Here is a 26,187-nt window from a genome sequence, read left to right as displayed (position 1 = left end):
GTAGGAGGCCTGCGGCGCGCAACATGTGGGAGAAAATAGGGAGGAATAATGATGAGAAAGATGCTGTTTCTTGCGACGACAATCCTTGCCGCCGCTCTTTCCGCATCGGCGAATGCAGCGCAAAAGGAGGTGACTGTCTGGTCCTGGTTCGTCCAGAGCACCATGGACAAGTCGATTGCGGCCTTCGAGAAGGCCCATCCGGACGTCAAGGTCAAATATACCTATTACAATTACTCGCCCGAATACATCACTGCGTTGAAGGCTGCAGCAGCCTCCGGCAGCCTGCCCGATGTGATCGGACTGCAGCCCGGCTCGCTGACCCAGCAATATCGCGAACACCTCGAAGCGGTAAACGAACGCGCCGCCAAGCAGTGGGGCGACGGCTGGGCCGAGAAGGTTTTCCCCGTCAACCGCAGGCAGATGTTGATGGGGAATCCGGCGGGCGACCAAAACTATTATATCATCCCGCAGGAATCCCAGGTTCTGTGCATCTGGTACAACCGCAAGATCTTCGAAAAGCTCAATCTAACCGTCCCGAAGACCTATGAGGAGCTGAAGGCCGCGGCAAAGGCGCTGTCGGACAACGGCTACATCCCGATGTTCCAGGGGGCGGCCGACGGCTGGCAGAATGAGAACGTCTTCCTGATGCTTGCCAACCAGTTCTCCGCGGGCATCGTCGACAAGGCTCAGGCCGGCGAAACGCCCTGGACGGCGCCGGAGTTCGTCGAGGCGATGAAGGCCTGGAAGGGTCTCTTTGATGACGGCGTCTTCCAGCAGGGTGCACTCGGGGCTCATGCCTATCCGACCGGCGCTCAGCTGTTTGCCCAGGGCAAGGTCGGCATGATGGCACTCGGCTCGTGGTGGATGCAGGAAAGCAAATTCCCGCCGCCGCTCTCCGAATACGTCCAGAACATGGACGGCTTCGACTTCTTCTATATGCCGCCCGTCAAGGACGGTAATGCCGCAAGCCCGCCCGTCGGCGGCATCGACATCGGCTATGGACTGACCAAGAATGGGGGCAAGAAGCCCGAAGCCTGGACCTTCCTCGCGGAACTGACCAATGGCGTCGGCCTGCAGGAGGCATTGAACGACCTCAATGACCTTCCGGCTTTCGACGGCAATTCCGCGAAGGGTGACATTACCGATCACGTAAAGGAAATGTCGGCACGCTTCATGGCGGACCTGCCGAAAGCGCAAAACCAGCGCTTTGCCTCGCCGGCGGTTGCCGAGGCGCTCGACAACGCGCTCGCCGGTGTCGCTGCCGGCAGCATCGAGCCGGAAGCCGCGCTCGCCGCGGTGCAGGCGGCGACCGAGAAGGCGCTTGCTGTCAAGTAAGCCGCAACGAACGGCCGGGCGCCATGGTGCGCCCGGTCCCCATCGGTCTGCAATGGTGAGATCATGCGCGCAGAAGCCATGCGAGCCGGACCCGTCATCGCGGCGGTCGAACGGCGATCGGCATCCAGAGCCTCGAAGCTCTATCTCTTTGCCCTTCCGGCAACACTTCTCTTCGTCGTCTTCATCGCCTATCCGATTCTCTGGGTTGTCGGCCAAAGCCTCTACGGCGGCACAGCAAGCAGTGGCATTGCCTTCGTCGGTCTTGCCAACTACACGGCGGTTCTCGGCGACCCGACATTCTGGATCGTGGTGCGAAACATGGTTCTGTGGGGCGTCATCACCATTCCGGTGCAGATGCTGATCGGCGGGCTGCTCGCCTATTTCATCGAGCGCCACACCCACGCCCTACGCGGCTTCTTCCGCACGATGTTCTTCCTGCCGGTGGTGACCTCAGTGTCGGTCATCAGCCTGGTGTGGGTGCAGATCTACGCACCCTATTACGGTATCGCCCAGGAATATCTGAAGCATGTCGGTATCGTCATGGCCACCTCGCCGATCGGCGATCCGAAGACTGCGATCTATGCGGTGATCCTCGTCAATATCTGGCAATGGACCGGGTTTTCGATGCTCATGTACATCGCCGGCATCGCCAACTTGCCGAGCGAAGTGCTTGACGCGGCTCGCGTCGATGGTGCGCGGGGCTGGCGGCTTGCCGTCCATGTCATCGTGCCGATGCTGTCGCCGGCGACGAAATCCCTGCTGCTCCTTGGTGTCATCGGTACGTTGCAGACCTTCCCGATCGTGCACCTGATGACCGGCGGCGGCCCGAACCGCGCCAGCGAGGTGTTCGGCACCTTCATCTTCAAGCAGAGTTTTGTGCTCGGCGACACGGGCAGCGGGGCCGCACTCTCCGTCATCGTTCTCGTCATCGCGCTCGGCCTTTCGCTCATTCAGATTGGAGCCCTCGGCGCCCGTCTGTCTCCTTCCGGAAAGGAACGATCGTAATGACGCCGCTCATGACGCCGTTTGTCCGCACCCGTCTTCGCGGTTTCGTCATTCATGCCGTTCTCTTCATCGTGCTCGGCTTCTGGATGATCCCGCAGGTTTACATGCTGTCGATTGGTCTGCGAACGCCGGCGCAGGCCTTCGATGCGAAGCTTTTCACCTGGCCGGTGACCTTTGACAATTTCATCACGGTGATCCGCGACAACCCGCTTGGCGGCATCTTCCTGAACAGTCTGATTGTGACGGTAGCGACGGTTGCGATCGTGGTGGTCGCCGCCTCGCTCATCGCCTTCGCCTGCGCGATCCTGCGGCTGAAGGGCTCGACGTTCCTCTACACGACGCTCCTGACGACACTGATGGTGCCGCTCGCCTCCATGGTGCTGCCGCTTGCCATCCTGCTCAAGAATTTCGGCTGGATTAATACCTATATCGGGCTGATCCTGCCCTATGCCGCACTCGGGGTGCCATTTGCCATGGTCATCCTCAAATCCTTCATGGAGGACGCACCGCGCGAACTCTTCGAGGCGGCGCGGGTCGATGGCTGCAACGCCTGGCAGACCTATTGGCACGTGGCGCTGCCGCTCGTTCGTCCGGCGCTGGTCTTCGTCATGATCTGGCAGTTCATCGTCACCTGGAACGAGTTCTTCCTCGCGCTCATCGTTCTGACCAAAAGCGAGATGAAGACGCTCACCATCGTGCCCATGCAGTATTCCGGCCTGTACATGGCCAATCCCGGCGCGCTCTTCGCGATTCTGACGCTGATCGCGCTTCCTCTTATTCTGCTCTATGTGCTGGTGCAGCGCGCCTTCGTGCGCGGCCTGCTCGCTGGCGCCGTGAAAGGCTAGACTCATGGCGACCCTTCTGATCGATAAAGTTACCAAGGCCTTCGGCAGCCTTACGGTCATTCCGGAACTGTCGCTGACGATCGAGGACGGCGAGTTCTGCGTGCTGGTAGGGCCGTCCGGCTGCGGCAAGTCTACGCTACTTCGCATCATTGCCGGGCTGGAGCCCATCAGTTCCGGACGTATCCTGATCGATGGTGCCGATATGAGCAATGCCGAACCACCGGAACGCGGCGTTGCCATGGTCTTCCAGTCCTATGCGCTCTACCCGCATATGGATGTCGGCCGCAACATCGGCTTCGGCCTGGAGATTGCCCGCACGCCCGCAGCCGAGATCAAGGAAAGCGTGCGTCGCGCCGCTGATAAATTGCGGCTCGGATCATACCTGAAGCGGAAGCCGCGGGAACTGTCCGGCGGGCAGCGCCAGCGCGTTGCGATCGGCCGCGCGATGTCCCGTAAGCCGAGGCTCTTCCTGCTCGACGAGCCGCTTTCCAATCTCGATGCCGCGCTACGTGTCGGCATGCGCGTGGAAATCGCGCGGCTGAAGGCCGAATTGGCGTCCACCATGATCTACGTGACACACGACCAGGTGGAGGCCATGACGCTCGCCGACCGCATCGTGGTCATGAACGGCGGACGCATCGAACAGGTCGGCACGCCGCTCGACCTCTACCACCGGCCTGCCAACCTGTTCGTTGCCGGCTTCATCGGTTCGCCGGCGATGAATTTCCTGAAGGGGAGGGTTGTCGCCATCAGAGACGCGGTCGCGACCGTTGCCCTTGCACTGGGGTCGACCGTCGACATTCCCTTGGCACGGCATATCGAGCCGGGGAGCGCTGTCACGCTTGGCATCCGCCCCGAGCATATTGTTTTGGCCGGCGAGGGAGAGGCTGACGTCCATGTGCTCAAGGCGTCGATGGTTGAACTTCTCGGCAGCGATACCTTCATCCACGTTCGTGACGGCGAGGAGAGCCTCATCATCCGCGACAGCCGCGGCCGTATGGCCCAGGCGGGCGATCGCATCGCGATCTCGCTGCCGGCTTCTGCCTGCCATCTCTTTGATACGTCCGGCAACAGGATTTCGGACGACAGTTCGGCATATGCGCAAGCGGTGCCCGCCAGGACGCGCGTCAACTGACCACGAATATACTGAAATCCGACGACTGACGGCCTTCGAAAATGGAGTGCTACGGTTTGAGCTGAACAATAGGAAGAGGAGGAGACTATGACAGATTTTCAAGGGCGCAGAATTCTGGTGACGGGTGGCAGCGGCGGCATCGGCGGCGCAACCGTGCGGCATCTGGTGCGCGCCAATGCCGAGGTCATCGCAGCAGGACGGTCCCGTGAGGCGCTCGACGCAATCGCCAAGGAGACCGGCTGCCGCACTGTGACCTTCGACCTCGCCTCCGAGGATGAAATTCGCGATGCGCTCGAAGGTCTCGATCTCTGGGGCGTCGTCAACTGCGGCGGCTTCGGCGGCGAGATCGCGACGCCGATGGATACGGACATTGCCATCTTCGACAAGGTCATCGCCATCAACGCACGCGGCGCGCTGCTGGTCACCAAATATGCGACGCGGCAGATGGTCCGCATCGGCAAGGGCGGCGCGATCGTCAACGTTTCCAGCCAGGCGGCGCTGGTGGCGCTGGAGGGGCACATTTCCTACGGCTCCTCGAAAGCCGCCCTCGAGAATATTACCCGCTGCTCGGCGCTTGAACTCGGCAAGTATGGAATCCGCGTGAACAGCGTCAATCCGACGGTCGTCTTGACGCCGATTTCCTCGGGTCACTGGAGCCAGCCGCATGTCGCAGAACCTTTCCTGAAGCAGATGCCGCTCGGCCGCTGGGCGACCGAGGACGAAATCGCCGCCCCGATCGTATTTCTGCTTAGTGATGCCGCATCGATGATTACCGGTGTTTCCCTGCCGATCGACGGCGGGTACACGTGCCGTTAGCGGTGACGCCGGCGCAGCCAGTCCGCTGTCAGCCGGCTTGCTTCTGCGGCAGCCGAAGCCGCGTCCCGCCCGTTGAGCAACGCAAAGAGGAAGGCGCCGCTGAAACGGTCCCCCGCGCCGATCGTGCTGACACCCTGGACCGCCGGTGCTGGGTCGATAAGGATTGACCGCGAGCCGCCATAAAGGGTGATCGGGCGCGGTCCGTCGGTCAGAACCAGCATCTTCAAACGCGGGCCGGCGAGATTGACGGCGCGGCGCCACGCGAGTTGTGGTTCCTCGCCCGCATCGTTACGTGACGTGACGACGTAATCGGCTGGACGCGGCGTGGCCTGTCGCAGCGGCAGTTGCGAAACCACGAGAGCAATATCGCAGAGCCTGCCGACGAGCGTCTCGTCAAGCAGAAGAGCGTTGATATAGGCGGCATCGCCCGTCAGCGCATCGCCGGCTGAAAAGGCTGTGCGGTCTCTGCCGGCCGGCGCCAGGATCGTTCTTTCACCGTTCGGCTCAAGGAGGATTTCCAGTGGCATGGTTTCGCCTGGCAGCATCGTCACATGCTGTGTGTCGAAGCCGGCGGCATCCAATGCGTTCAATGCCGAAAGGCCCTGCTCATCTTGCATAAGGCGGGTCACGAGCGCCACTTCGGCACCAAGATCAACAAGCTGGCAGCCGGTGTAGAAGGCGCCGCCGCCGAGGTGAACGTCGCGTCCGGAAAAGCGCAGCCGTCCTCCCGGCACGAGCCGATCCTCGAGCTGCCAGATACGGTCGTGGTTGACGGAACCTATGACAATGATGCGATGCATTTTGCGGTGCCTATCTGTCGTCGAGGCCGGGCGCGAGCGCGTCGACGATGAAACGTTGCGCGGCCAGAAATACGATGAGGACGGGCAGGATCGACAACAGGCTGGTCGCTGTCAGCGGCCCCCAGACGCGTTCGGTTCCCTCAAGGTCGGCAAAGGTGGCGATTCCCGTGGTCAGGGTTTTCTTGAACCCGTCTTCGAGAACGAGTTGACCCCACAAATAGATGTTCCATGCCCCCATGAAAGAGATGACCGACAAGGCCGCAATCGCGGGAATGACGTTCGGAATGCCGATTTCCAGGAATTGCCGGCACACACCGGAACCGTCCATCCGTGCAGCCTCGAACATCGATTGGGGCAGCGAGCGGAATGCCTGTCGCATGTAAAAGACATAGAAGCCGATATAGGGGATGGAGGGAATAACCATCGCTCCATAGGTATCGAAAGCCTGCAGCTTCACGACAGCAATATAGGTCGGGATGATGGCGAGCACGCTTGGAAACGACATGGTCGCGATCACGAACCAGAAGAGCGCCTGCCGGCCCGGAAATTTCATCCGGCCGAAGGCAAAGCCCGCCGGAACAGCCAGCAGCAGCTTTCCGACCGTGATCAGGGTGGCGGTAAGGATGGAATTCCATAGCCACATCCAGATTGGGTGGCGGCTGGCCGCGATCTCGAAATTGGCGAGCGTTGGCTCTTCGGACCACAGCCGGAAAGCCTTGGCGGTGATAACCTCATTGGGCGTGAAGGCCGAGGAGACGATCCATATGAGTGGGAAAATGGTCGCGGCACTGGTGAAGAGGAGGACACAGTGGATCACCAGGCGATGGAGCGAGATGCGAAGCGGGAGGGCGCTCATCCGTAATGCACCCTTCTTTCGCCCACGCGGAACTGCAGCCAGGTGACGACAAGGACGGCAACGATAATGATGACGGCGACCGCACTTGCCGGTCCGAACTGGAAGAACTGCAAGCCCTGCTGCCAGAGAAAATAAAGCAGGCTGGAGCTTCGTCCGGCCGGACCGCCATGGGTGAGCACGTCAATGACGCCCACGATATCATCGAGGACATGGAAGAACGTCGTGACGCTGATGAAGAAGGCGGTGGGCGTCATCAGCGGCAGGCTTATCGTGAAGAAGTGGCGCCAGGCGGTTGCGCCGTCGAGCTGCGAGGCTTCGCGCAGCTCACGGGGGAGGTTGGCGAGTGCGGCAAGCCACAGGAGCATGTTCAGCCCGAAGGTCTTCCAGAAGGTGACCAACGAGACACAGAGCAGGGCCAGATCCGGATCCGTGTGCCAGCGAGACTTGGGAAAGCCGAAGAACCCGAAAATCTCGTTGAATAGGCCGTTGACCGGATTGAGCAGCCAGGACCACGCCACGCCCGCCACTGAAAAGGCGACGATCGTCGGCAGGAACAAGCTGCCGCGATAAAGACCCTGCAGGGGTGATTGGCGCACCGAATGGATCATGAGCGCCAGGATCAGCGGAAGGATGATCTGGGCGGGAATGAGGATCGCGCAATAGAGCACGGTGTTCCAGGCGGCGGTCCTGAAATCGACATTGGCGATGACGTCCGTGTAATTGTCGAGCCCGACGAAGCGAACGTCGGAAGAGAGAAGGTTCCAGTCCAGCACCGAGAGCAGCGCCGAGGCAATCAGCGGGCCGTAAAGGAAAATCGCGACCGAAAGCACAGCTGGCCCCACGAAGAGATATGGGACCAGAATCCTGAGGCGTGAAGCCATGATTCACCCGATCAAGCCGAGACCAGCGCTGCCAGCTCCTCGCGGGCACCTTTCATGCCCTCAGCCACCGTCACCTCCTTGACCAGCATGCGGGAAACCCACTTGCGCCAGACGGCCTGACCTTCGAGGCCGCGCTTGCCCGGCCAGATGGTTTCCGCCGTCAGGCCGTCGGTCAGCTGACCGGCCGCAGGCTTCATGAAGTCGTTGATCAGCGGAACATCATGAACCGAGGTATTAAGATAACCGACCTCCGACCAGATCGTCTGGCCTTCTTTCGAAGCGCAGAATTCGAGGAAGGCGAGCGAGGCCTCGGCCTGTTCCTTGTTCCGGGCATAGATCGCGAGGAAGTTGCCGCCGCTGTTCATCTTGCGCGAATGCCCGGCCAGGCCTGGGAACTTGGTGGTGATCGCCTTAGCTGCGCCGAAGGGGAAAGTTGCGGCGCGCGTCGAGCTCGTCGTGCAGATGGCGAGTGCGCCGGATTCGAAGGCGGCGTCCTGGTCCTTGGCGCTGACGGGGAGCCAGAGCCCCTCAGATGCCGGCGCGCAATATTCCGTCATTCCGGCAATTGCTTCAGGGCTGTTGAGGGCAAGCTTGCCATCCGGATCGATGATATAGCCGCCGGCATTCTGAATGAACGACTGGCTTGTCCATTCATTGTTGGAAAGCGCCAGTGCCGAACGATAGGTAGGATGCTTGCCCTTCAGCGCCGCATCCAGCTTGCGGGCGTTTTCATAAAGCCACTTCGTGTCTGGGGTCTCGGGCAACGCTGGATCTAGGCCCGCCTCTTTCCATAGCTGGCTATTGATGAAAGTGATCGGGGTCGACATGGCCCAGGGAAGGCCGATCACGGAGTCGTCGATGGTGACGAGCGGCAGAACGGAGGGTCGGAAATTGGCAAGGATCGCCTCGGCCTTGGCGGCGTCGATTTCGCGGAGATCCCGCGCGCCGAGCGTCCGCTTGGCGAAATAGCCGAATTTCCAGCCGGTGATCATCATCGCCGGCGGCCGGCCGGCGGCGGTGCTCGCCACGGCCTTGGCGGTTGCCGACTCGTAATCGCCATCGAAGCGATTGGTTACGGTCACGCCGAGCTTCTTAGCGTTGAATGCGTCGACGACCTTCTGAAAAGGCTTGTCGGAACCCCACGTACTCGAAATTTCGACTGCGGCATCGGCGGAACGTGCCGGCGATGCAGCCATCATGCTCGCGCCTGTCGCTGCGGCAACTCCGGCCATAAATTTCCGGCGGCTGATCTCGATCATCTTTTGCTCCAAATCATTCGAATTTATTCTTAAACATTCGAATATTTTCTAGCGGCGATCGATGACAGTCATATGAAGTTGATGGCGCTATTTATGAGCGTCTTCCTTTTATCGCGCCTGTTCTACGCAGGGATGACAGTAGAGTGATCAGCTATCGCGATTGAAACTCGGCGCATCGAAAGGTAGACATTCGAACAACATGAGCGGAGTCGGACGAAAGAGAGACATGGAGAAAAAATCGTCGCACGGGCAGTGGCAGCAGGTCGAAGAGGATATCGCCGATGACATCTTGAGCGGCCGACTATCCCCCAGGGCGCAGCTTCCGAAGGAAGCCGATCTCATGGAACAATTCGGCGTCGGCCGCCACACGATCCGGCGGGCCATTTCTCGTCTTCAGAGTCGTGGGCTTGTCGACGTCGAGCAGGGCAAGGGCACTTTCGTGCGGGACGGGCGCCTCGAATACCGGATCTCCGAGCGCACGCGCTTTTCGCAGAATCTGCTCGACCAAGGCAGGGAGCCCTTCGGCCAGGCGATCCGTGAAGAGGAGATACCCGCTTCCGCCGGCGTCGCCGAGGCGCTTCGGCTGCCGCGGGGTGAGCCGGTCTATCATATCGTCCGGCGCGGCTTTGCCGACGACGAGCCAATCAATTTGTCAAATGCCTACTACCCCGTCCGTCGTTTTCCCGGTTTTGACAAAGAACGGCGCAGCGGACGTAGCGTCAGTGTGATCCTGGCAGAATATGGTGTTCCCGATTACATCCGCTTGCGGACCGACATTCTGGTCAGGATGCCGACGCCTGAGGAGGCACGTCAGCTCGGCCAGAGCGTGTCCCAGCCGATCATCGCGTTGAAGAAAGTGGACGTCGACATGAAGGGAACGCCCATCGCCTATTCTGAAACGGTCTGGCCGGGCGAGCGGGTACAGTTTTCGATCGACAATACGAACCAGCTTCTCGACGCGCTCGCGAAAAGCCAAGACACCTGATCATGGCTTGGCCGCGTGCCTATGCCGAGAAAGCTACGCTTACTCGCCGGTAAAGATCACCATGAAACGCTTGCGTGATCGTTCGATATGATCGCGCATCGCAGCCTCGGCCGCAGAGGGGTTGCGTTCCCTGATGGCGGCGATGATGCGGGCGTGCTCATCATTGGCGTCGCTCGTTGCGCGGGCATGAAAGTAGAGCCGGAAGAGGTGTACATGCGTGTGCAGCCGCGCCAGTGTCTCATGGATCAGGGCATTGCCGCTGCCGAGCGCGATCATCTCGTGGAAGGCACCGTCGCTTTGGGCGAATTGGCCATAGGCGAGCCGGGCGTCCTCATGGCGGATCTCGCGCATTTCGCGGTCGACGGCTTCGAGCGCGGCGATTGCTTCCTTGCTCATGTTTTCGGCAGCGCGCGCGGCTGCGAATGGTTCGACGAGCAGGCGCAATTCATAGAGCTGCTGCAGGCGCGCGCGGTCCATCTGCGCGGCGGCGCTGTAGCCGATGAGGTGTGTCTTGACGACGAGGCCCTGTGCCTCGAGCCGTGACAGCGCCTCACGGATCGGTGTCTGGGATACGCCGAGTTCGCGCACGAGGTTGTCGACTAATATGCGGCCGCCGGGCGGGATCTTCAGAGACATCAGCTGCGCGTAGATCGCGTTATAGACCTCATCGCCCAGGCGCGGCGGCCGGCGCAACAGACCCGTCGCATTCTGGCTCGCACCCTTACCGTCTCTTATCATTCTCGAAATGCTCCTTGACGCCTCATCTCCTTATCAGCATAGTGCCCTGACTGCAATCGGATATCCGATCGGATTTTATGTCGTGGCTGTTGTTGACGCTTCCCATCTCAGAAATCTTGCAGCGCGCGCCCTGGAGCGCGCCGGCGTGCCCGCTGCTCATGCGATCGAGCAACTCGATCTCCTGATGGAAGCGGAGTTGCGCGGCGTTCCCTCGCATGGCCTCCTGCGGCTCGACCGCATCATTCACCGTATCGGCAATGGCGTCACCGACCCGAAGGCACGTGGCAAGCATGTCTGGCGCGGCAGTGCTTTTCTGGGGGTCGATGGCGAGCGCGGGCTCGGACCCGTCGTCGCCAATGCGGCGCTCGATGCGCTGAAGGTGAAGGCGCGCGAGACGGGCGTGGCCGTGGCAGCGATCCGAAATTCCAACCATATCGGCATGCTCGGCTGGTATGCCGAGCGGGTGGCGGCTGAGGGCTTTACGATCATTGCCCTGTCGACCAGCGAGGCGCTGGTGCATCCCTGGGGTGCGCGCAAGGCCATGCTCGGCACGAACCCGATCGCCATCGGCGTGCCGACCGGCGGCGTGCCCTTCATGATGGATACCGCGACGAGCCTGGTCTCGATGGGTGAGATCCATGATCACGCCAATCGCCGGCAGGCGATCCCCTCCCATTGGGCGCTCGACGCCGACGGTAATCCGACGACCGATCCGGAGGCCGCCAAGAAAGGTTCGATCGCGCCCTTTGGTCAGGCCAAGGGCTATGCGCTCGGCCTCGCCTTCGAGCTTCTTGTCAGCAGCCTGGCAGGTGCGGCAATCGGCCGGGACGTGCACGGAACGCTCGACGATACCAGCATCTGCAGCAAGGGAGACGTCTTCATCGTCATCGATGGGCCGCGCTGCGATCTGCGCGCCTATCTCGAAGAAATCCGCAATCTGGATCCGGCTGAGGGTTTTTCTAAAGTTCTGATTCCGGGGGAGCGTGGCCGAACCTGCCGTGACCAGCGCCTCAAGGAGGGCGTCCCGATCGCCGATGACGTCTGGGAGCGCCTTCAGGTTCTGGCCGGTGCGAAGGCTGCGGCATAGCAAGTCAGGGAGGTTGGAATTTGTCGCTGTTTGGAACCATGCGCACGCCGCGCAATCTCGTCTTCGGCGCCGGCCAGCGCGGCGCGCTGCCCGGTTACGCGGGAAGTCTTGGCCGCCGCGCGCTCGTTGTCACCGATGCGCGCCTCAGCGCGGATGCCTATTTCCTTGAGATCATCGACGGGCTGCGGGCGGCCGGCATCGAGACCCGTGTCTTTGATGGCACGATCGCCGAGCTTCCGCTCGAATGCATCGCCCAGGGTGTCGAGGCCGGCAAGTCCTTCGGGGCGGACATCGTGATCGGCATCGGCGGCGGCAGCTGCCTCGATGCCGCCAAGGTCGCGGCTTTGCTGCTCTCCCATGGCGGGAAGGCTTCGGATTTTTACGGCGAGTTCAAGGTCCCGGGGCCGGTACTGCCGCTTATCCTTCTGCCGACGACCTCCGGCACCGGATCGGAAGTGACGCCCGTCGCTGTCATCACCGATCCGGATCGGGCGGTGAAGGTCGGCATCGCCAGCCCCCATCTCATCTGCCATACGGCGATCTGCGATCCGGAACTGACCTATTCCTGCCCGCCAGGGCTCACGGCCGTCTCCGGTGCGGATGCGCTCACGCATGCGATCGAGGCCTATACGACCATCCGCCGTGAGCCGACGCCGGCCATCGTCCATGAGCACGTCTTCCTGGGCAAGAATGCGCTGAGCGATGCCTATGCGCTGATGGCGATTTCCCACATCTCCGCAAGCCTGAAGCGCGCCTATGAGAATGGCGGCGATATCGAAGCGCGCGAGCGCCTCATGCTGGGAGCGACGGCTGCGGGACTTGCCTTCGGCACGGCCGGCACCGCCGCCGCCCATGCGGTTCAATATCCCGTCGGCGCCATGACCCATACCGCCCATGGAGCAGGTGTGGCGGTGATGATGCCCTATGTGATGGAATTCAATCGCGCCTATTGCGAACCGGGGCTTGCCGAAATCGGGCAGGCCATGGGCTTGGAACTGGCGGGCAAATCGAGCGCCGATCGGGCCGACGCCACGATCGATGCGGTCGCCGCCCTCTTTGCATCGATCGGGATTCAGAAATCGATCGCCGATCTCGGCATCGTCGAGGCGCAGTTGCCACAGGTGGCCGAGCAGGCGATGGGCAGCGCCCGGCTGGTGAAAAACAATCCGCGTCCTCTGGACCTTAAGACGATGGCGATCCTCGTGGAGGCGGCATTCGCCGGCGACCGCAGCCGCCTGAGAGCGGACGCTAGAGCAGGATGAGGAAAGGTGTATTGCGGTTTTCCGCCCCGCATTCGGCTCTACCCTATTGGAATCGAAAGGCAAGCTGACCATGAGCATCATGCAGAAGATTACATCGCAGATCGGTTTCGATCTCAAATCGGTGCCGACGGACCTTTTCATCGGGGGCAAATGGCGGGACGGCTCCTCCGGCAAGCGGCTCGATGTCCTGGACCCGTCGACCGGCACCGTTATCGCGGCGGTCGCCGACGCCACGATCGAGGATGCTCTGGAAGCCGTGACTGCCGCCTATGCCGCCGGGCCCGCCTGGGCGGCAACGGCGCCGCGCAAGCGATCCGAAATCCTGCGGCGCTGCTTTGAGCTGATGATCGAGCGCAAGGACATGCTTGCCGAGCTCATCAGCCTGGAAAACGGCAAGGCTCTCAGCGATGCCTATGGTGAAGTCACCTACGCCGCCGAATTCTTCCGCTGGTTCTCCGAAGAGGCGGTGCGGCTGAACGGCGAGATCTCGACCGCTCCCTCGGGTGCTAACAAGATCATCGTCCAGCACCAGCCGATCGGTATCGCGGTGCTGGTGACGCCCTGGAACTTCCCGGCCGCGATGGCGACGCGCAAGATCGCCCCGGCGCTTGCCGCCGGCTGCACCTGCGTGCTGAAGCCGGCGACCGAAACGCCGCTCACCGCCTATGCGCTTGCGGCACTTTATGCCGAGGCGGGTGTTCCGGACGGGGTTGTCAACGTCATCACGACGGAGAAGTCCGGTCCTGTTGTCAGCAGGATGCTGCACGATCCGCGTGTGCGCAAACTCTCCTTTACCGGTTCTACGGAAGTCGGTCGCAAACTGCTGCATGAGGCGGCTGACACCATCATCTCCTGCTCGATGGAACTCGGCGGCAACGCACCCTTCATCGTCTTCGATGATGCCGATCTCGACGCTGCGATCGAAGGCGCGATGGTCGCCAAGATGCGCAACGGCGGGGAAGCCTGCACCGCCGCCAACCGCTTCTATGTGCAGAAGGGCATTGTCGATGCCTTCTCGCAGCGCCTCGCCGAGCGCATGGGCGCCATGAAGGTCGGCCCGGGCTACAACAAGGCGACGCAATGCGGGCCTGTGATCAACAGGAAGGCACTCGAACGCATTGAGGGCCTCGTTGTCGATGCGACCAACCGCGGCGCCAAGGTTTTGACCGGCGGCAAGCCGCTTTCCCAGGAGGGCTTCTATTTCCCGCCGACCGTGCTGCGTGATGTCTCGGCCGATGCGGCGATCACCGGCGAGGAGATCTTCGGACCGATTGCGGCGCTGACGACCTTCGAGACCGAGGAAGAGGTCATCGCCGCCGCCAACGACACCGAATACGGCCTGATCTCCTATGTCTATACGCGTGATCTCGCCCGCGGGCTGCGCGTATCAGAGCGGCTGGAGGCCGGCATGATCGGTCTCAATCGCGGGCTGGCTTCAGACCCTGCGGCGCCCTTCGGCGGCGTCAAGCAAAGCGGTCTCGGGCGCGAAGGCGCTCATCACGGCATCCTGGAATTTAGCGAGACCAAATATATCGCGGTCACCTGGTAAAGGCCGCGCACGGGAGGAAGAGCATTGAAGATCACCAAAGTCGAACCTTTCCAGGTCACGCTTGGCGAAGGCGCCGGCGCCTCGAAGAGCGCATTCGTGAGAATAGAGACGGAAGATGGCCAGTTCGGTCTCGGCGAGGCTTCGCCGATGCAGGGCGGCTATGCGTCGCTTGTCATTATTGCCCGTGACATGGCGCCGTTCCTGATCGGGAAGGACGTCCTCGATCACGCAGTCCTGCTCGATGAGCTCTTTCACCGCTGTGTCAAGCTTGGCCCGGAAGGCGTCACCACCGCGGCCCTCGCCGCCCTCGACATCGCGCTCTGGGATTTGAAGGGCAAGCACTTCGGCCAGCCGGTCTACAAGCTGCTGGGCGGCGCCTGGCGGACGAGCCTTACCTGCTATGCATCGATCGGAGGCAACGCCTGGCGCACGGTTGACGAAGTCGTCCGCGTCGTCGAGCGGCGCGTCGAGAAGGAAAAACCGGCGGCGGTCAAGATCCGCTGGGACGGCGACCGCACCCGGCAGGACGTCGACATTCCGGGCGACATCGCCAAGGCCAAGGCGGTCCGCAAGCTGCTCGGCGATGATTTCATGCTCGGCTTCGACGCCAACAACGGCTATTCGGTCGGCGGCGCGATGCGCGTCGGCCGCGCGCTGGAGGACCTCGGTTACACCTGGTTCGAAGAGCCGGTGCAGCACTATAACGTCCGCGCCATGGGCGAGGTGGCGCAACGTCTTGATATCACCGTCTCGGCCGGCGAACAAACCTATACCTTGCAGGCGCTGCGCGATCTCATCGACGCCGGCGTGCGGATGGTACAGCCGGATATCGTCAAGATGGGCGGTATTACCGGCCTGATGAAATGCGCCGCGGTTGCCCATGCGGCCGGTGTGGAACTTGTCCCCCACCAGACGCAGCCGACGGTCGGCCATCTCGCCAACATCCATGTCCTGAGCACGATCATGCATTTGGCGAAGCCCGTCGAACTGGCGGACAACTGGGAGAGGGGAGCTTCCATTTTCGTCAATCCGTCCGAGCCGAAGAACGGCCGCTTCGGGCTGCCGACCGCCCCCGGCCTCGGCATGGAATTCGACGCCGCGGAAATGGAGCGCCGGAAGATCCCGATAAACAACTGAAAGTCGCTTGAACACTTCTGGGAGGAAGAAAGATGAGCGTTACACGCAGAGAATTTCTCGTTCAAACCGGCCTGGCGACTGCGGCTGCCGCAATAGGCTCCGGTATCGGCAGCGCGCCTACCTTTGCCGCCGATGGCGATACCATCAGCATTGCGCTTGCAGCGCGCGGGCCTGTCGGCCTCAATCCCCAGAAAACCGGCCTGAACGGCGGCGACAACTGGGCGGTCTACCAGATGTACGACACGCTGGTCAGGGCACCTTACGGCCGCTGGGCGGTAAAGCCGGAAGATTTCGTCCCTTCCATCGCCGAGAGCTGGGAATCCTCCTCTGACGCCAAGACCTGGACTTACAGGATTCGAAAGGGCGTCAAGTTCCACAAGAACTACGGCGAGGTTACCGCCGACGATGTTGTCTTCACCTTCGGACGCCAGATCGATCCGACGCTCGTGACAGCCAACAAGGTGCTCTATTCCAATATAGCCGCCTGCGATGCCGTTGACCCGATGACCGTGCGCTTCACCCTGAAGAGCCCGGACCCGCTGTTCAACGCCAGCTGCGCGTCAACCCTCAGCGTCTCCATCCTCTGCAAGAAAGCATTCGAGGAACGGGGCGACGCCTTCAATACCGACCCGATCGGCACAGGACCCTACCAGGTCCAGACATTCGACCAGACAGCGGGCATCCATTTCGTCGCCTTTGCCGACCACTTCGCAGGACCGCCGGCCACGACCAACCTTCAAATCTCGTATATCGCCGATACCACCGCCCGTACGCTCGCCTTCGCTTCCGGCCAGGTCGACATGATCGAGGGCGTGCGCGCGCCAGGGTGGATCGACACGATGAAACAACGCTCGTCAGAGACCATTTTCGACGCAACGGCTCCAGGAAGTCACAATACGCTGCATATCAACCTGACCCGTAAGCCGCTGGATGATCTGCGGATACGTCAGGCGATCCGGTACAGCATCGACAATGCAGCGATTGCGGCCGCATTCAACGGCATGGCGACCCCGATGGTCGGCGTCATCGCCTCGCAGTTTGCCGGCTCGGTCAAGATCGAAGACCTGCCGCCGGAATTGCAGTACAAGCCCGATGCCGGAAAGGCGAAAGCCCTGCTTGCGGAAGCGGGCCATCCAGACGGTATGACGATTCCCTGCTTTGTCAGCCAGCGCGAGGACTATTCTTCGATCATGCTGATGGTCCAGGAGCAGCTGCGTGCGTCCAACATCAAGCTTGATCTCAGCATTATTGACCACAACACGATGCATTCCGACAACCGCCTCGACAAGAATACGCTGGCGCTCTACTCGTCCAGCTTCCCCCCGGTTCCGACATGGACCCTTTCTTCACAATTGTCGGCGGCCGCCGAGGTAAAGTCCGACGGAAAAGGTCAGGGCAATTACAGTCACTATGGCGTGGCCATTCCGGGCATTGATGACCTGTTGGCCAAGGCGCAGGACCAGCCGGATTTCGACAAGCGCATCGCGATCATCCAGGAAGCCGAAAAGAAGGTCCTGACCGATCTGCCGCTGCTCGGCATTATCGCGCTCTCCTATGTGATCGCCCGAAATCCTCGCATCGACATCGGCTACAAGGTGGAGTCGGGTCCGGCCTACTGGTCGCTCGCCAAAGCCAAGCGCGTCGCCTGACGCGGGGATCACCCCGGGCCAGTCGGCTGCCACAAGAGCTCCTCCGCGGAAGTCGGCAGTCTGCTGGCTACTTGTCGCTGGTACCCGCCGCCCGCAGCGGGGCCCGGCTTAGGTCGTTGACAGCGGTGGTCGCTTTCCTGAGAAGCCGCAGGAATGTTTCCGCCTCCTCTTCTGAAAGGCCGCTCAGCATGATCCGCTGTGCGGCCTCGACCGACGGTTCGATCCTTCGAAGGATATCCACCCCTTCCTCGGTTATCTGTAGCTCCCGGGCGCGCCGGTCCTTGTCGCTCACGTCACGCCTCAGGAAGCCTTTCTGCACCAGGCGGTCTACCACTCCAGTGATCGTCGTTCGGTCGTAAGCGATGAGACCGGCTAGGGTAACCTGATCGACCCCCTGATGCGTCCGAACCTTTGCGAGCGCCGCATATTGGACAGGCGTAAGATCCGAGCCGGCTTCGCCGACCTCGGCATGGAAAATTGCCACCGCTATCTGGTTGAAGCGGCGTATCAAATGGCCTGGCATATCCTCGATGTCTTTCACGAAGTCTCCCAACGTGCGCTTGGATTGACAGTATGCTGATGATCAGTATACTGAATAACTATTATGTCTGTCGAGCTTGTTTTGAGCATTGCCGGGTCGATTTCAAGCGTGATGGCTCCAGGCCCAGGCTGCGAAAGCGCTCAGGGCATCATCTCGCAAGGGAAACTTCCCGGTGAAGACTCGGTGAAGAAGAGCGCCAGCGTTCACTTTGCGCAGGGTGGCTCAAGAGGCTTCAAGGGAAATGGTTGGAGGAAACGGGTATCATGCAGTTCCATCTCAACGGATTTCGGCACGGCGATCCAGATATCTCCGAGCCGCTTGAGAATCGCACCGAGACGTCCGAGCTGGCGGCTCTTCCCAGCGAAGTTGATGTTCTGATCGTCGGCTGCGGCCCGGCTGGCCTGACACTGGCGGCGCAACTGGCAGCCTTTCCCGACATCAGGACCCGGATAGTCGACCAGAAATCCGGTCCGCTGCTCGTTGGCCAGGCCGATGGCATCGCCTGCCGCACGATGGAAATGTTTCATGCCTTCGGCTTTGCCGAACGCGTCACGAGGGAGGCCTATTGGGTCAATGAAACCACATTCTGGAAGCCCGACGATAACAAGCGAAAAGACATCGTCCGCAGCGGCAGGATCCAGGATACGGAAGACGGGCTCTCCGAATTCCCGCATGTGATCCTGAACCAGGCGCGGGTGCATGATTTCTATCTGGATGTGATGCGCCATTCGCCTCTGCGGCTTGAGCCCGACTACGGACGGCGCCTGCTCGATCTTCATATCGAACCGGCGGCGTCCGGTGGGGATGGGGCTACCGATCATCCCGTAACGGTGCGTCTCGAACGCCTCGACCCTGCTCACAAAAGGCAGGTGGAAACAGTAAGGGCGCGTTACGTCGTCGGATGCGATGGCGCACGTAGCGCGGTGCGCAAGTCGCTCGGCCGGGCCCTGCAAGGAGATTCGGCTAATCAGGCCTGGGGTGTGATGGACGTGCTCGCGGTGACCGATTTTCCCGATATCCGGCTAAAGGCAGCCATTCATTCGGCGAATGAAGGCAATATCCTGATCATTCCCCGGGAGGGCGGCTATATGGTCCGCCTCTATATCGAACTCGACAAGCTGAAGGATGACGAGCGCATCGCTCGCCGCAATATCACCGCCGATCATCTGATCGCGGCGGCACAACGGATCCTCCATCCCTATTCGTTCGAGGTGAAGGAGATCGCATGGTGGTCGGTTTATGAAATCGGCCAGCGGCTTTGCGACAAGTTCGACGACGTACTGGAAGAGCAGGTCGACGGGCGGCTCCCGCGAGTCTTCATCGCGGGCGACGCGTGCCACACCCATAGCCCGAAAGCCGGTCAGGGCATGAATGTTTCCATGCAGGATGCGTTCAACCTGGGATGGAAGCTGGCATCCGTAATTCAGGGTCGGTGCGCGCCGCATCTTCTGCACAGCTATTCGGCGGAACGCAGGGCCATTGCCAAGGAACTGATCGATTTCGATCGCGAATTCGCCAAGATGTTCAGCGCCCCGCCCAAAGAAGCGACCGATGCTGACGGTGAAGGTGTGGATCCCGCGGAATTTCAGAGATATTTTGTCAAGCAGGGACGCTTCACGGCGGGGACCGCAACCCGCTACGCTCCATCGATCATCTGCGCCGAGCCGACCTATCAGAATCTGGCTAGGGGGCTGGTGGTTGGGATGCGCTTCCATTCCGCACCGGTCATCCGCCTGGCCGATGCCAAGCCGGTCCATCTGGGCCACGTGCTCAAGGCCGATGGCCGCTGGCGGCTGTTCGCCTTTTCCGGCGCGGACGATCCGACTGCTGGTTCCTCCGGCATAAACGCGCTGTGCGACTTTCTCGCCAAGTCTCCTGAATCCCCTGGAAGGCGATACACGCCGGCCGCGGCAGATATCGATTCCGTGATCGATGTCCGGGCGATCTTTCAGCAGGGCCATCGCGAGTTTGCCGTCGAAGCCATGCCTGCCTTCCTTTTGCCGCGCAAGGGTCGTTACGGCCTTTGCGACTATGAAAAAATCTTCTGTCCGGATCTGAAGAGCGGCAACGACATTTTTGAGATGCGGGGCATCGACCGGGAAAAAGGCTGCATGGTCGTGGTTCGGCCTGACCAGTATGTCGCCCATGTTCTTCCGCTCAATGCCTATGCCGAACTGACCGCATTCTTCGAGGGCTTCATGCTGCAGCAGAGCTGAGTGCGTTGATCCGGTCAGAGACTTTATTTTTGCGGGGCATAGTCTGCTCCGTCGAGCCGCCCCGGCCGGCCATCAATAAACAGTTCACTTACGCGCGGGGCGGAACGGGCGATGATTTTCCCGCGGCGGATCACGGCGAGGCGGCTTGCCTTCAATCGCAGTGCCTCGATCGGATCGCGCGCCTGCAGGATGACGAGATCGGCATACTTGCCTTTCTCCAGCCCGTAGCCTTCCAGGCCCATCGTCTTTGCCGAATTGACGGTCAGCGCCTCGAAGATTTTTTGTCTGTCCTCGACGCCCGCCATCTGGGCGACATGGACTGCCATGTGGCCGACGTCCAGCATGTCGCCGGAGCCCATGGAATACCAGGGATCCATCACGCAATCATGGCCGAAGGAGACATTGAGCCCGGCTTCCATCAATTCGCGCACCCGTGTGAGGCCGCGGCGTTTCGGATAGGTATCGTGGCGCCCCTGCAGCATGATGTTGATCAGCGGATTGGGGATGACATTGATCCTGGCCTCGGCCATTAGCGGGATGAGCTTGGAAACGTAATAGTTGTCCATCGAATGCATGGAGGTGAGATGCGATCCGGCGACGCGGCCCTGCAGGCCGAAGCGGATCGTCTGAGCCGCCAGGGTCTCGATATGGCGTGACATCGGATCGTCGGTCTCGTCGCAATGCATGTCGACCGGCAGGCCGCGATCGGCGGCAATGCGGCAGAGTGCCTCGACCGAAGCGGTGCCTTCCTGCATGGTGCGCTCGAAATGCGGTATGCCGCCGACGATATCGACGCCCATGTCGAGCGCCCGGTTCAGCGCATCGATCGCCCCCGGTGAACGGTAGTAGCCGTCCTGCGGAAAGGCGACGAGCTGCAGGTCGATGTAGGAAGCCACCCTTTCGCGGACTTCGAGAAGGCCTTCTACCGTTACCAGTCTCGGATCACTGGTGTCGACGTGGCTGCGGATATGAAGCAGTCCTTGCGAGACCGCGAGGTCGCAATAGCGCAAGGCCCGTTCGACCACGGCCTCGCGGGTGAGCGTCGGGCGCAATTCCCCCCAGAGCGCGATGCCCTCGAGCAGGGTGCCGGAACGGTTCATGCGCGGCAGGCCGAGCGACAGCGTCGCGTCCATGTGGAAATGCGGATCGACAAAGGGTGGCGTGGCGAGGCGGCCAGTGGCGTCGATCTCTTCGCCGGCGGGCGCTTCGATTTTGGTTGCGATCTCCGCGATCTTGCCGCCCTGGATTGCGATATCGATGGCGGTCCGGCCGTCGGGAAGGTTCGCGTTTCGGATGATCAGATCGAAGGTCATGCGTGTTCCTTTCGTCTTGACCGCGCGCAGGTGTCGCGCGCTCAGCTCTGCCGCAGGTACAAGCGGTAAAAGATTCGCTCGATTTGCGCGACGACAACGAAGAATATGGTCCCGGACAGGGAACGCTCCACTGAAGGTTTGATCGGCCCATCGCAATTGCATAGAAGATTTGTCACCAGATATTGAAGCAAGGATCGCGGATGCTAGTGATCTTCGACTGTGACGGCGTTCTGATTGACTCGGAAGTGGTCTACTGCGCGGTCGATGCCGAGGCGTTGACCCGGCTTGGCCATCCTACGACTGCAGCCGATATCGCAAAGCGGTTTGCGGGGATGGCGCACCGGCACGCATGGGCGACGATTTCGGAGGAAATTGGCTTTCAACCGCCCGATGACTGGTTTGAGCAGCTACGACTGGAATCTGTCCGCCGATTCGAGACTGGATTGGCCATAGTCCCTGGCGCCGACCTTGCGCTCTCCGAAGTCGCCGCGCTCGGTCATCAGGTGTGCACGGCCTCGTCGACATCCTTGCCCAGCTTAACGGCGAACCTGGAGAAGGCAGGACTTCTGCATCTCCTCCAGCCGCATGTGTATTCGGTAAGCCAGGTCAGGCGTCCGAAACCCGCCCCGGACGTCTTTTTATACGCGGCGTCACAGATGGGCTTCGATCCGGATGAATGCATTGTCATCGAGGACTCTTTCGCGGGCATCACGGCAGCGAGGCGCGCTGGGATGAGAGCCATAGGATTTACCGGCGGCGGGCATGCCTATGACGGTTTGGCGGAACGGCTCTGCGACGCCGGTGCCGCTGATCTTTCCAATTCAATGGCTGACGTCATAGAGCTCATCCGACGAGCTGGGTCCTGACACCGGACATGTGCGCTGACCCGGACAACGATGGTGGAAGGCGGGGCGCGGCTGCATCAGCAGCACGCCGCGCCTGGCGCTAAAGAGATAGCTCGCGGCGAAGGGCTTCCAACCGCTCCATGGCGATCACTCCGTCATGGATGTCAGGTGCCGCTGTCGTAGCACCGCCAAGGGCCGGAACGACATCGGCGAGCAGCGAATAGTAGCCTTTGGGATCCTCGTTGGCAGCCGCCGTGAAGTTCGGCTTCCAGGTCAGATTGTCGACCGTATCGGAGAGGGTCGCCTCGGGGTCATCGATCTTGAAGGGCGGATTGCGGTTCCAGCGCACTTCGATGACATTGTCGACCTCGATGCGCTGATGATCGCCCATCAGCTCGATGCGCTCGACGGGCGCGCCTCGCGATTGGATCGTGCCCATGGCGATCGTGCCGATCGCACCGCATTCGAAATCGAAATTGATGTGGAAGAGCACCTTGCCCGGCTCCTTCTCGACCTTGCGCGCGGAAAGCTTCGTCACCGGCGAGACCAGGAAGGAGACAAGGTCCATGTAGTGCACGCAGTGATGCAGGAAGAAGCCGGTATAGTCGACATTGCCGACGAAATAGCCAGGTGCGGTCATGTAATAGCCGGTCAGGCCGAGCACGCTGCCGAAGCGGCCGGAACGCAGGATGTTGGCGGCGATCTTGTTGCCGGCGGAATAGCGCTTCATGAAGCCGACGAGCAGCGGCTTGCCGGCTTTCTCTGAGGCGGCGCGAAGTTCGCGGGCGCCGCTAGCACTGCCCGATGGCGGCTTTTCCATGAAGACCGGCAGGCCGCGCTCTAGCGCCGCCTTGCCGAAGGCGAGGTGCTGGTCAGGCCCGACGGCCATGCCGACAGCATCGATGCCCGGCGTGCGGATCAGTTCGTTCGCATCGGCCGTCAGCCTCGCAACGCCGAACTGGCGGCCGGCGGATGCCAGGCGCTTGGTGTCGATGTCGCAAAGTGCAACGAGCTCGACATTATGGCGAACGAGTTGCGGCAAGAGCATCTGGGTCGCGTGGACGCCGCACCCGATCCAACCAATCTTCAATGTCATCGGCGATATTCCGTCAGTGTGATGTGGGACTTGATGAAGGCGGCGCTGGAGGCGAGCCGCTCGCTTTCGTCTTCATGCGGCGGGCGCCATTGCGCGAAGGGAACGCCGAACCGGTCGTCGTTGCGGCGGAAGGGTTCGAGCGAAACCGGGCCCTGGTAGCCGATCTCGTGCAGTGCGCGGAACACCTCGATCCAATCGGTGGCCCCGGTACCGGGAAAACCACGATGGTTCTCATTGGCCTGGAAGTGCACGACCCGCTTTCCGCCGAGGCGGATCGCCTCGGCGATGGAAGCCTCTTCCATATGCATATGGAAAGTATCGAGCATGAGCTGCACGGCCGGGTGATCGACGGCATCGAGGAGCTCGATGGCCTGCTGCGTCGTGCAGAGCACGTCGCTTTCGAAGCGATTGAGCGGCTCGACGGCAAGCAGGATGCCGGCCCTCGCGGCATGATCTCCGGCCTCCTTCAGACCTTTGACGCTCCTCTCCTTGCGGGCGAGACGTTCGTCTTCGCTGACCGGCTGCGGCGGCCGGCCGGCAAAGACCAGGGGATTGCCCGTGAGCGGTCCGCCGACGATCTTCGCGCCGAGGGCTGCCGCGCAATCGGCGGCATATTTCAGATAGTCGATGCCGGCGCGATGGGCCTCCGGCTCGGCGGAGGAAAGATTGCGCTGCAGATTGACGCGTGCGGCCAGAACGACGTCGAGGCCCGCGTCCTTGAGGGCGGCTCTCGTCTCGGTAAGATCGAGCTCGCCAGGCTCGGGCACCAGCAGCTCGACGAAATCGTAGCCGAGTTCGCGCATGCGGTTAAACAGGGGGAAATGCTCGGCCGTAAACGGCCTGGCATATTGCATCGATATCAACCCGACGGGGTTCATGATCATTCCTCTTTCTTTGGCATCAGAGTGGCTCTGCTTTTTCACGGAAGCGCAGAACCGCTCTAATCTTCTGTTTTCACGCAATCCGGACGGAAAACCGCTTCGCACTTTTCCTGGATTGCTTAGCCCTTCACCGCCCCTTGGGTCAGGCCGCCGATCAAGCGTCGTTGGACGAGAAGGAAAAGCACGGTGGCGGGGAGCGCGCCGACGACGGCGCCGGCGGCAAGCAGCCCCCATTCGATCTGGTATTCGCCGATCAGCGTCTGGATCGCGACGGTAACGGGGCGGACGTTGCGGCCGCCGAGGGTCAGCGCATAGAGATATTCGTTCCAGGCGGTGATGAAGATGTAAATGCCTGTCGAGACAATCCCCGGCATGGTGAGCGGCAGGACGACACGGCGGAGCGCCGTCAGCCGTGAGCAGCCGTCCATCATCGCCGCCTCATCGAGGCTCTTCGGAATGGCTGAAATATAGCTCGTCAGCATCCACACGGCGAAGGGGATCGCGACCGTCGAATTGGCGAGGATCAGGCCGATATGGGTATCGAGGATGCCTGCTTTGCGCATCATGACGAAGAGCGGCAGGATGAGGAGGACGACCGGGAACATGTTGATCAGCAGGAACTGCAGCATCAGCAGCTTGCGGCCGATGAAGCGAAATCGCGAGAAGGCATAGGCCGCCGTAACCGAGACCACCAGGCCGACGACGACGGTGCCGGCGGCGATGATCAGGCTGTCCAGCATATTTCCGAGGAAGGCGGTATGGGCGAGCAGCCGGGTATAGTTGTCGAAGCTCCAGCCGCCCGGCGTCAGCGACACGCCGGTGGCGCTGAGGACGGCTGTCGGCGTCAGCGAAGTCAGGATCATCCAGACGAAGGGCGCCATGGCAAAGAGCAGAATGATCAGAACGGGGATGTCCGTCGTCAGGATGCGCCGAAGCGTGCTCTGTTTTCTCATCGTTCGACCTCCCGCATCGTTCTGGCGAGATAGACCGCGACAACGACGCCGAGCAGGATGGTGAAGGTAACAGCGATCGTCGTGCCGTAGCCGAAGTCGACATTCTGGCGGGCACGAATGAAGGCGTAGAGCGGCAGCGTGTGGGTGGCGTAGCCAGGCCCGCCGCCGGTCATCACGAAGATGACATCCATCGAATTCGCGACCCAGATGACGCGCAGCAGACCCGCGGTCGCCAGCACCGGCGCGATGCCGGGCAGGGTGATGTGCACGAACTGGCGCCAGGGCGAGGCGCCATCGATCGAGGCGGCCTCGTACTGGCTGCGCGGAATACCCTGCAGGCCGGCAAGGATCATGACCGCGAAGAAGGGAAAGCCCTGCCAGGTCAGCGTCGCGATGATCGAATAGAGCGCGAATTTTGGGTCGGCGAGCCACGGCACTGCGCTGTGGATGACGGAAGTGTAGAGCAGGATGTCGTTGAGCACGCCCGTGGTCGGGTCATAGATCCAGCGCCACATCAGAGCGATGACCACGCTCGGCAGCGCCCAGGGGATGATGATGAGGGCGCGCGCAAGGCCGCGCCAGGGAAATTCGCGCTGCAAAAGAAGCGCAGTGACCAGACCGAGCAGCATCTGCGAGGGCACGGTGAGGCCGATCCAGATGACCGTGTTCCAGAGCGCAGTCCAGAAGACCGGATCGTGGAAGAGCTTGATGTAATTGTTGAAGCCGACGAAGCGCGTCGCATTCGGCTTCCACAGAACGAGATCGTAGAAGCTCGTGACGACCGCCTGGATCATCGGGAAGAACACGATGACGAGCGTGACGATGACCGAAGGCGCCAGCAGCATATAGGGCAGCAGCCTGGCGTTCAGCAGTTTTGGCCTTGCCATATTCCGGCCCGGACTGAGCGTGCTGACGGACATTTCGAATTTCCTGACCTGTCATTCCGATGAGAGCTTTCCGCGCCGCCGAAACGGCGCGAAAGATATCGTCCAGAGCGAGCACC

24 protein-coding genes are annotated in these 26,187 nt (G+C 61.4%); 13 read left to right on the top strand and 11 right to left on the bottom strand.

From position 1 onward, the window contains the following. Positions 1-51: 51 nt before the first annotated feature. The 5 genes from AAE029_RS09855 (at position 52) to AAE029_RS09835 (ending at position 5,136) form a co-directional block, all read left to right on the top strand. Entirely contained in the window at positions 52-1,335 is a 1,284-nt protein-coding gene (locus AAE029_RS09855) for an ABC transporter substrate-binding protein (RefSeq protein WP_371072853.1), read from the top strand. A gap of 63 nt (positions 1,336-1,398) precedes the next feature. Beyond that, a complete protein-coding gene (locus AAE029_RS09850) occupies positions 1,399-2,340 on the top strand; it encodes a carbohydrate ABC transporter permease (protein ID WP_371072647.1) in 942 nt (313 codons plus the stop codon). Continuing rightward, positions 2,340-3,185 carry a carbohydrate ABC transporter permease gene (locus AAE029_RS09845; protein ID WP_371072646.1) on the top strand — a complete coding sequence of 282 codons (846 nt, stop codon included), beginning with the start codon at positions 2,340-2,342 and terminating at the stop codon, positions 3,183-3,185. Before AAE029_RS09850 ends, AAE029_RS09845 begins: the two co-directional genes overlap by 1 nt. A 4-nt stretch (positions 3,186-3,189) precedes the next feature. After that, the gene (locus AAE029_RS09840) at positions 3,190-4,320 is read left to right on the top strand and encodes an ABC transporter ATP-binding protein (RefSeq protein WP_371072645.1); all 1,131 of its coding nucleotides are present in this window, start codon (positions 3,190-3,192) and stop codon (positions 4,318-4,320) included. An 87-nt stretch (positions 4,321-4,407) separates the two neighbouring features. Next, positions 4,408-5,136, top strand: coding sequence for an SDR family oxidoreductase (locus AAE029_RS09835; protein ID WP_371072644.1), 729 nt, complete (start codon positions 4,408-4,410; stop codon positions 5,134-5,136). On the opposite strand, the gene AAE029_RS09830 is transcribed toward AAE029_RS09835, so the two are convergent. Genes AAE029_RS09830 through AAE029_RS09815 form a run of 4 tightly spaced genes read right to left on the bottom strand, consistent with a single transcriptional unit; the run spans position 5,133 to position 8,932 of the window. After that, entirely contained in the window at positions 5,133-5,936 is an 804-nt protein-coding gene (locus AAE029_RS09830) for a PfkB family carbohydrate kinase (protein WP_371072643.1), read from the bottom strand. The genes AAE029_RS09835 and AAE029_RS09830 overlap by 4 nt on opposite strands. A 10-nt stretch (positions 5,937-5,946) precedes the next feature. Further along, positions 5,947-6,792, bottom strand: a complete 846-nt coding sequence (locus AAE029_RS09825; protein WP_371072642.1) for a carbohydrate ABC transporter permease — start codon at positions 6,790-6,792, stop codon at positions 5,947-5,949. Next, entirely contained in the window at positions 6,789-7,673 is an 885-nt protein-coding gene (locus AAE029_RS09820) for a carbohydrate ABC transporter permease (RefSeq protein WP_371072641.1), read from the bottom strand. The genes AAE029_RS09825 and AAE029_RS09820 overlap by 4 nt, the downstream gene beginning before the upstream one ends. A gap of 11 nt (positions 7,674-7,684) precedes the next feature. Beyond that, entirely contained in the window at positions 7,685-8,932 is a 1,248-nt protein-coding gene (locus tag AAE029_RS09815; RefSeq protein ID WP_371072640.1) for an extracellular solute-binding protein, read from the bottom strand. A 226-nt stretch (positions 8,933-9,158) separates the two neighbouring features. On the opposite strand from AAE029_RS09815, the gene phnF reads away from it, so the two are divergent. Next, positions 9,159-9,917 (top strand): phosphonate metabolism transcriptional regulator PhnF, encoded by a 759-nt coding sequence (gene phnF / locus AAE029_RS09810; RefSeq protein WP_371072639.1) that lies wholly within the window; start codon positions 9,159-9,161, stop codon positions 9,915-9,917. A gap of 39 nt (positions 9,918-9,956) precedes the next feature. Here phnF and AAE029_RS09805 read toward each other — a convergent pair whose 3' ends face one another. After that, on the bottom strand, positions 9,957-10,655 hold the full coding sequence (locus AAE029_RS09805) for a GntR family transcriptional regulator (protein WP_371072638.1): 699 nt from the start codon (positions 10,653-10,655) through the stop codon (positions 9,957-9,959). 82 nt (positions 10,656-10,737) lie between these two features. Between AAE029_RS09805 and AAE029_RS09800 the strand changes: the two genes are divergently transcribed. The 5 genes from AAE029_RS09800 to AAE029_RS09780 all read left to right on the top strand — a co-directional run bounded on the left by AAE029_RS09800 (position 10,738) and on the right by AAE029_RS09780 (position 17,339). After that, entirely contained in the window at positions 10,738-11,742 is a 1,005-nt protein-coding gene (locus AAE029_RS09800) for an Ldh family oxidoreductase (protein WP_371072637.1), read from the top strand. 20 nt (positions 11,743-11,762) lie between these two features. Continuing rightward, positions 11,763-13,004 (top strand): iron-containing alcohol dehydrogenase, encoded by a 1,242-nt coding sequence (locus tag AAE029_RS09795; RefSeq protein WP_371072636.1) that lies wholly within the window; start codon positions 11,763-11,765, stop codon positions 13,002-13,004. Between the two features lie 79 nt (positions 13,005-13,083). Then, entirely contained in the window at positions 13,084-14,553 is a 1,470-nt protein-coding gene (locus AAE029_RS09790; protein WP_371072852.1) for an NAD-dependent succinate-semialdehyde dehydrogenase, read from the top strand. A gap of 24 nt (positions 14,554-14,577) precedes the next feature. Next, a complete protein-coding gene (locus AAE029_RS09785) occupies positions 14,578-15,690 on the top strand; it encodes a mandelate racemase/muconate lactonizing enzyme family protein (RefSeq protein ID WP_371072635.1) in 1,113 nt (370 codons plus the stop codon). 32 nt (positions 15,691-15,722) lie between these two features. Continuing rightward, positions 15,723-17,339: an ABC transporter substrate-binding protein gene (locus AAE029_RS09780; RefSeq protein ID WP_371072634.1), complete on the top strand. Its 1,617-nt coding sequence runs from the start codon at positions 15,723-15,725 to the stop codon at positions 17,337-17,339. Between the two features lie 67 nt (positions 17,340-17,406). Here the strand turns inward: AAE029_RS09780 and AAE029_RS09775 are convergent, their stop codons facing one another. Then, a complete protein-coding gene (locus AAE029_RS09775; RefSeq protein WP_371072633.1) occupies positions 17,407-17,880 on the bottom strand; it encodes a MarR family winged helix-turn-helix transcriptional regulator in 474 nt (157 codons plus the stop codon). Between the two features lie 263 nt (positions 17,881-18,143). On the opposite strand from AAE029_RS09775, the gene AAE029_RS09770 reads away from it, so the two are divergent. After that, positions 18,144-20,096: an FAD-binding monooxygenase gene (locus AAE029_RS09770; RefSeq protein ID WP_371072632.1), complete on the top strand. Its 1,953-nt coding sequence runs from the start codon at positions 18,144-18,146 to the stop codon at positions 20,094-20,096. A gap of 23 nt (positions 20,097-20,119) precedes the next feature. On the opposite strand, the gene AAE029_RS09765 is transcribed toward AAE029_RS09770, so the two are convergent. Beyond that, complete coding sequence (locus AAE029_RS09765; protein ID WP_371072631.1) at positions 20,120-21,409, bottom strand: amidohydrolase family protein; 1,290 nt, start codon at positions 21,407-21,409, stop codon at positions 20,120-20,122. Positions 21,410-21,609: 200 nt separating this feature from the next. On the opposite strand from AAE029_RS09765, the gene AAE029_RS09760 reads away from it, so the two are divergent. Further along, positions 21,610-22,275, top strand: coding sequence for an HAD family hydrolase (locus AAE029_RS09760; protein WP_371072630.1), 666 nt, complete (start codon positions 21,610-21,612; stop codon positions 22,273-22,275). Between the two features lie 79 nt (positions 22,276-22,354). On the opposite strand, the gene AAE029_RS09755 is transcribed toward AAE029_RS09760, so the two are convergent. From AAE029_RS09755 to AAE029_RS09740, 4 genes are all read right to left on the bottom strand, one after another. Continuing rightward, the gene (locus AAE029_RS09755) at positions 22,355-23,350 is read right to left on the bottom strand and encodes a Gfo/Idh/MocA family protein (protein ID WP_371072629.1); all 996 of its coding nucleotides are present in this window, start codon (positions 23,348-23,350) and stop codon (positions 22,355-22,357) included. Further along, a complete protein-coding gene (locus AAE029_RS09750; protein WP_371072851.1) occupies positions 23,347-24,228 on the bottom strand; it encodes a sugar phosphate isomerase/epimerase family protein in 882 nt (293 codons plus the stop codon). The genes AAE029_RS09755 and AAE029_RS09750 overlap by 4 nt, the downstream gene beginning before the upstream one ends. 122 nt (positions 24,229-24,350) lie before the next feature. After that, positions 24,351-25,184, bottom strand: a complete 834-nt coding sequence (locus tag AAE029_RS09745; protein WP_371072628.1) for a carbohydrate ABC transporter permease — start codon at positions 25,182-25,184, stop codon at positions 24,351-24,353. Continuing rightward, positions 25,181-26,104, bottom strand: a complete 924-nt coding sequence (locus AAE029_RS09740; RefSeq protein WP_371072627.1) for a carbohydrate ABC transporter permease — start codon at positions 26,102-26,104, stop codon at positions 25,181-25,183. The genes AAE029_RS09745 and AAE029_RS09740 overlap by 4 nt, the downstream gene beginning before the upstream one ends. Between the last annotated feature and the right edge of the window lie 83 nt (positions 26,105-26,187).

Source organism: Sinorhizobium sp. CB7, from assembly GCF_041357635.1.
In the GTDB taxonomy this organism is placed as follows: domain Bacteria; phylum Pseudomonadota; class Alphaproteobacteria; order Rhizobiales; family Rhizobiaceae; genus Rhizobium.
This window is presented reverse-complemented; position numbering and strand designations above follow the sequence as displayed.

What these genes read in the sequence shown, in the direction of transcription:
- AAE029_RS09855 (WP_371072853.1), top strand. Translation starts at nt 52, where the DNA reads ATGAGAAAGATGCTGTTTCTTGCGACGACAATCCTTGCCGCCGCTCTT.
- AAE029_RS09850 (WP_371072647.1), top strand. Translation starts at nt 1,399, where the DNA reads ATGCGCGCAGAAGCCATGCGAGCCGGACCCGTCATCGCGGCGGTCGAA.
- AAE029_RS09845 (WP_371072646.1), top strand. Translation starts at nt 2,340, where the DNA reads ATGACGCCGCTCATGACGCCGTTTGTCCGCACCCGTCTTCGCGGTTTC.
- AAE029_RS09840 (WP_371072645.1), top strand. Translation starts at nt 3,190, where the DNA reads ATGGCGACCCTTCTGATCGATAAAGTTACCAAGGCCTTCGGCAGCCTT.
- AAE029_RS09835 (WP_371072644.1), top strand. Translation starts at nt 4,408, where the DNA reads ATGACAGATTTTCAAGGGCGCAGAATTCTGGTGACGGGTGGCAGCGGC.
- AAE029_RS09830 (WP_371072643.1), bottom strand. Translation starts at nt 5,936, where the DNA reads ATGCATCGCATCATTGTCATAGGTTCCGTCAACCACGACCGTATCTGG.
- AAE029_RS09825 (WP_371072642.1), bottom strand. Translation starts at nt 6,792, where the DNA reads ATGAGCGCCCTCCCGCTTCGCATCTCGCTCCATCGCCTGGTGATCCAC.
- AAE029_RS09820 (WP_371072641.1), bottom strand. Translation starts at nt 7,673, where the DNA reads ATGGCTTCACGCCTCAGGATTCTGGTCCCATATCTCTTCGTGGGGCCA.
- AAE029_RS09815 (WP_371072640.1), bottom strand. Translation starts at nt 8,932, where the DNA reads ATGATCGAGATCAGCCGCCGGAAATTTATGGCCGGAGTTGCCGCAGCG.
- phnF (WP_371072639.1), top strand. Translation starts at nt 9,159, where the DNA reads ATGGAGAAAAAATCGTCGCACGGGCAGTGGCAGCAGGTCGAAGAGGAT.
- AAE029_RS09805 (WP_371072638.1), bottom strand. Translation starts at nt 10,655, where the DNA reads ATGATAAGAGACGGTAAGGGTGCGAGCCAGAATGCGACGGGTCTGTTG.
- AAE029_RS09790 (WP_371072852.1), top strand. Translation starts at nt 13,084, where the DNA reads ATGCAGAAGATTACATCGCAGATCGGTTTCGATCTCAAATCGGTGCCG.
- AAE029_RS09780 (WP_371072634.1), top strand. Translation starts at nt 15,723, where the DNA reads ATGAGCGTTACACGCAGAGAATTTCTCGTTCAAACCGGCCTGGCGACT.
- AAE029_RS09770 (WP_371072632.1), top strand. Translation starts at nt 18,144, where the DNA reads ATGCAGTTCCATCTCAACGGATTTCGGCACGGCGATCCAGATATCTCC.
- AAE029_RS09765 (WP_371072631.1), bottom strand. Translation starts at nt 21,409, where the DNA reads ATGACCTTCGATCTGATCATCCGAAACGCGAACCTTCCCGACGGCCGG.
- AAE029_RS09760 (WP_371072630.1), top strand. Translation starts at nt 21,610, where the DNA reads ATGCTAGTGATCTTCGACTGTGACGGCGTTCTGATTGACTCGGAAGTG.
- AAE029_RS09755 (WP_371072629.1), bottom strand. Translation starts at nt 23,350, where the DNA reads ATGACATTGAAGATTGGTTGGATCGGGTGCGGCGTCCACGCGACCCAG.
- AAE029_RS09750 (WP_371072851.1), bottom strand. Translation starts at nt 24,228, where the DNA reads ATGAACCCCGTCGGGTTGATATCGATGCAATATGCCAGGCCGTTTACG.
- AAE029_RS09745 (WP_371072628.1), bottom strand. Translation starts at nt 25,184, where the DNA reads ATGAGAAAACAGAGCACGCTTCGGCGCATCCTGACGACGGACATCCCC.
- AAE029_RS09740 (WP_371072627.1), bottom strand. Translation starts at nt 26,104, where the DNA reads ATGTCCGTCAGCACGCTCAGTCCGGGCCGGAATATGGCAAGGCCAAAA.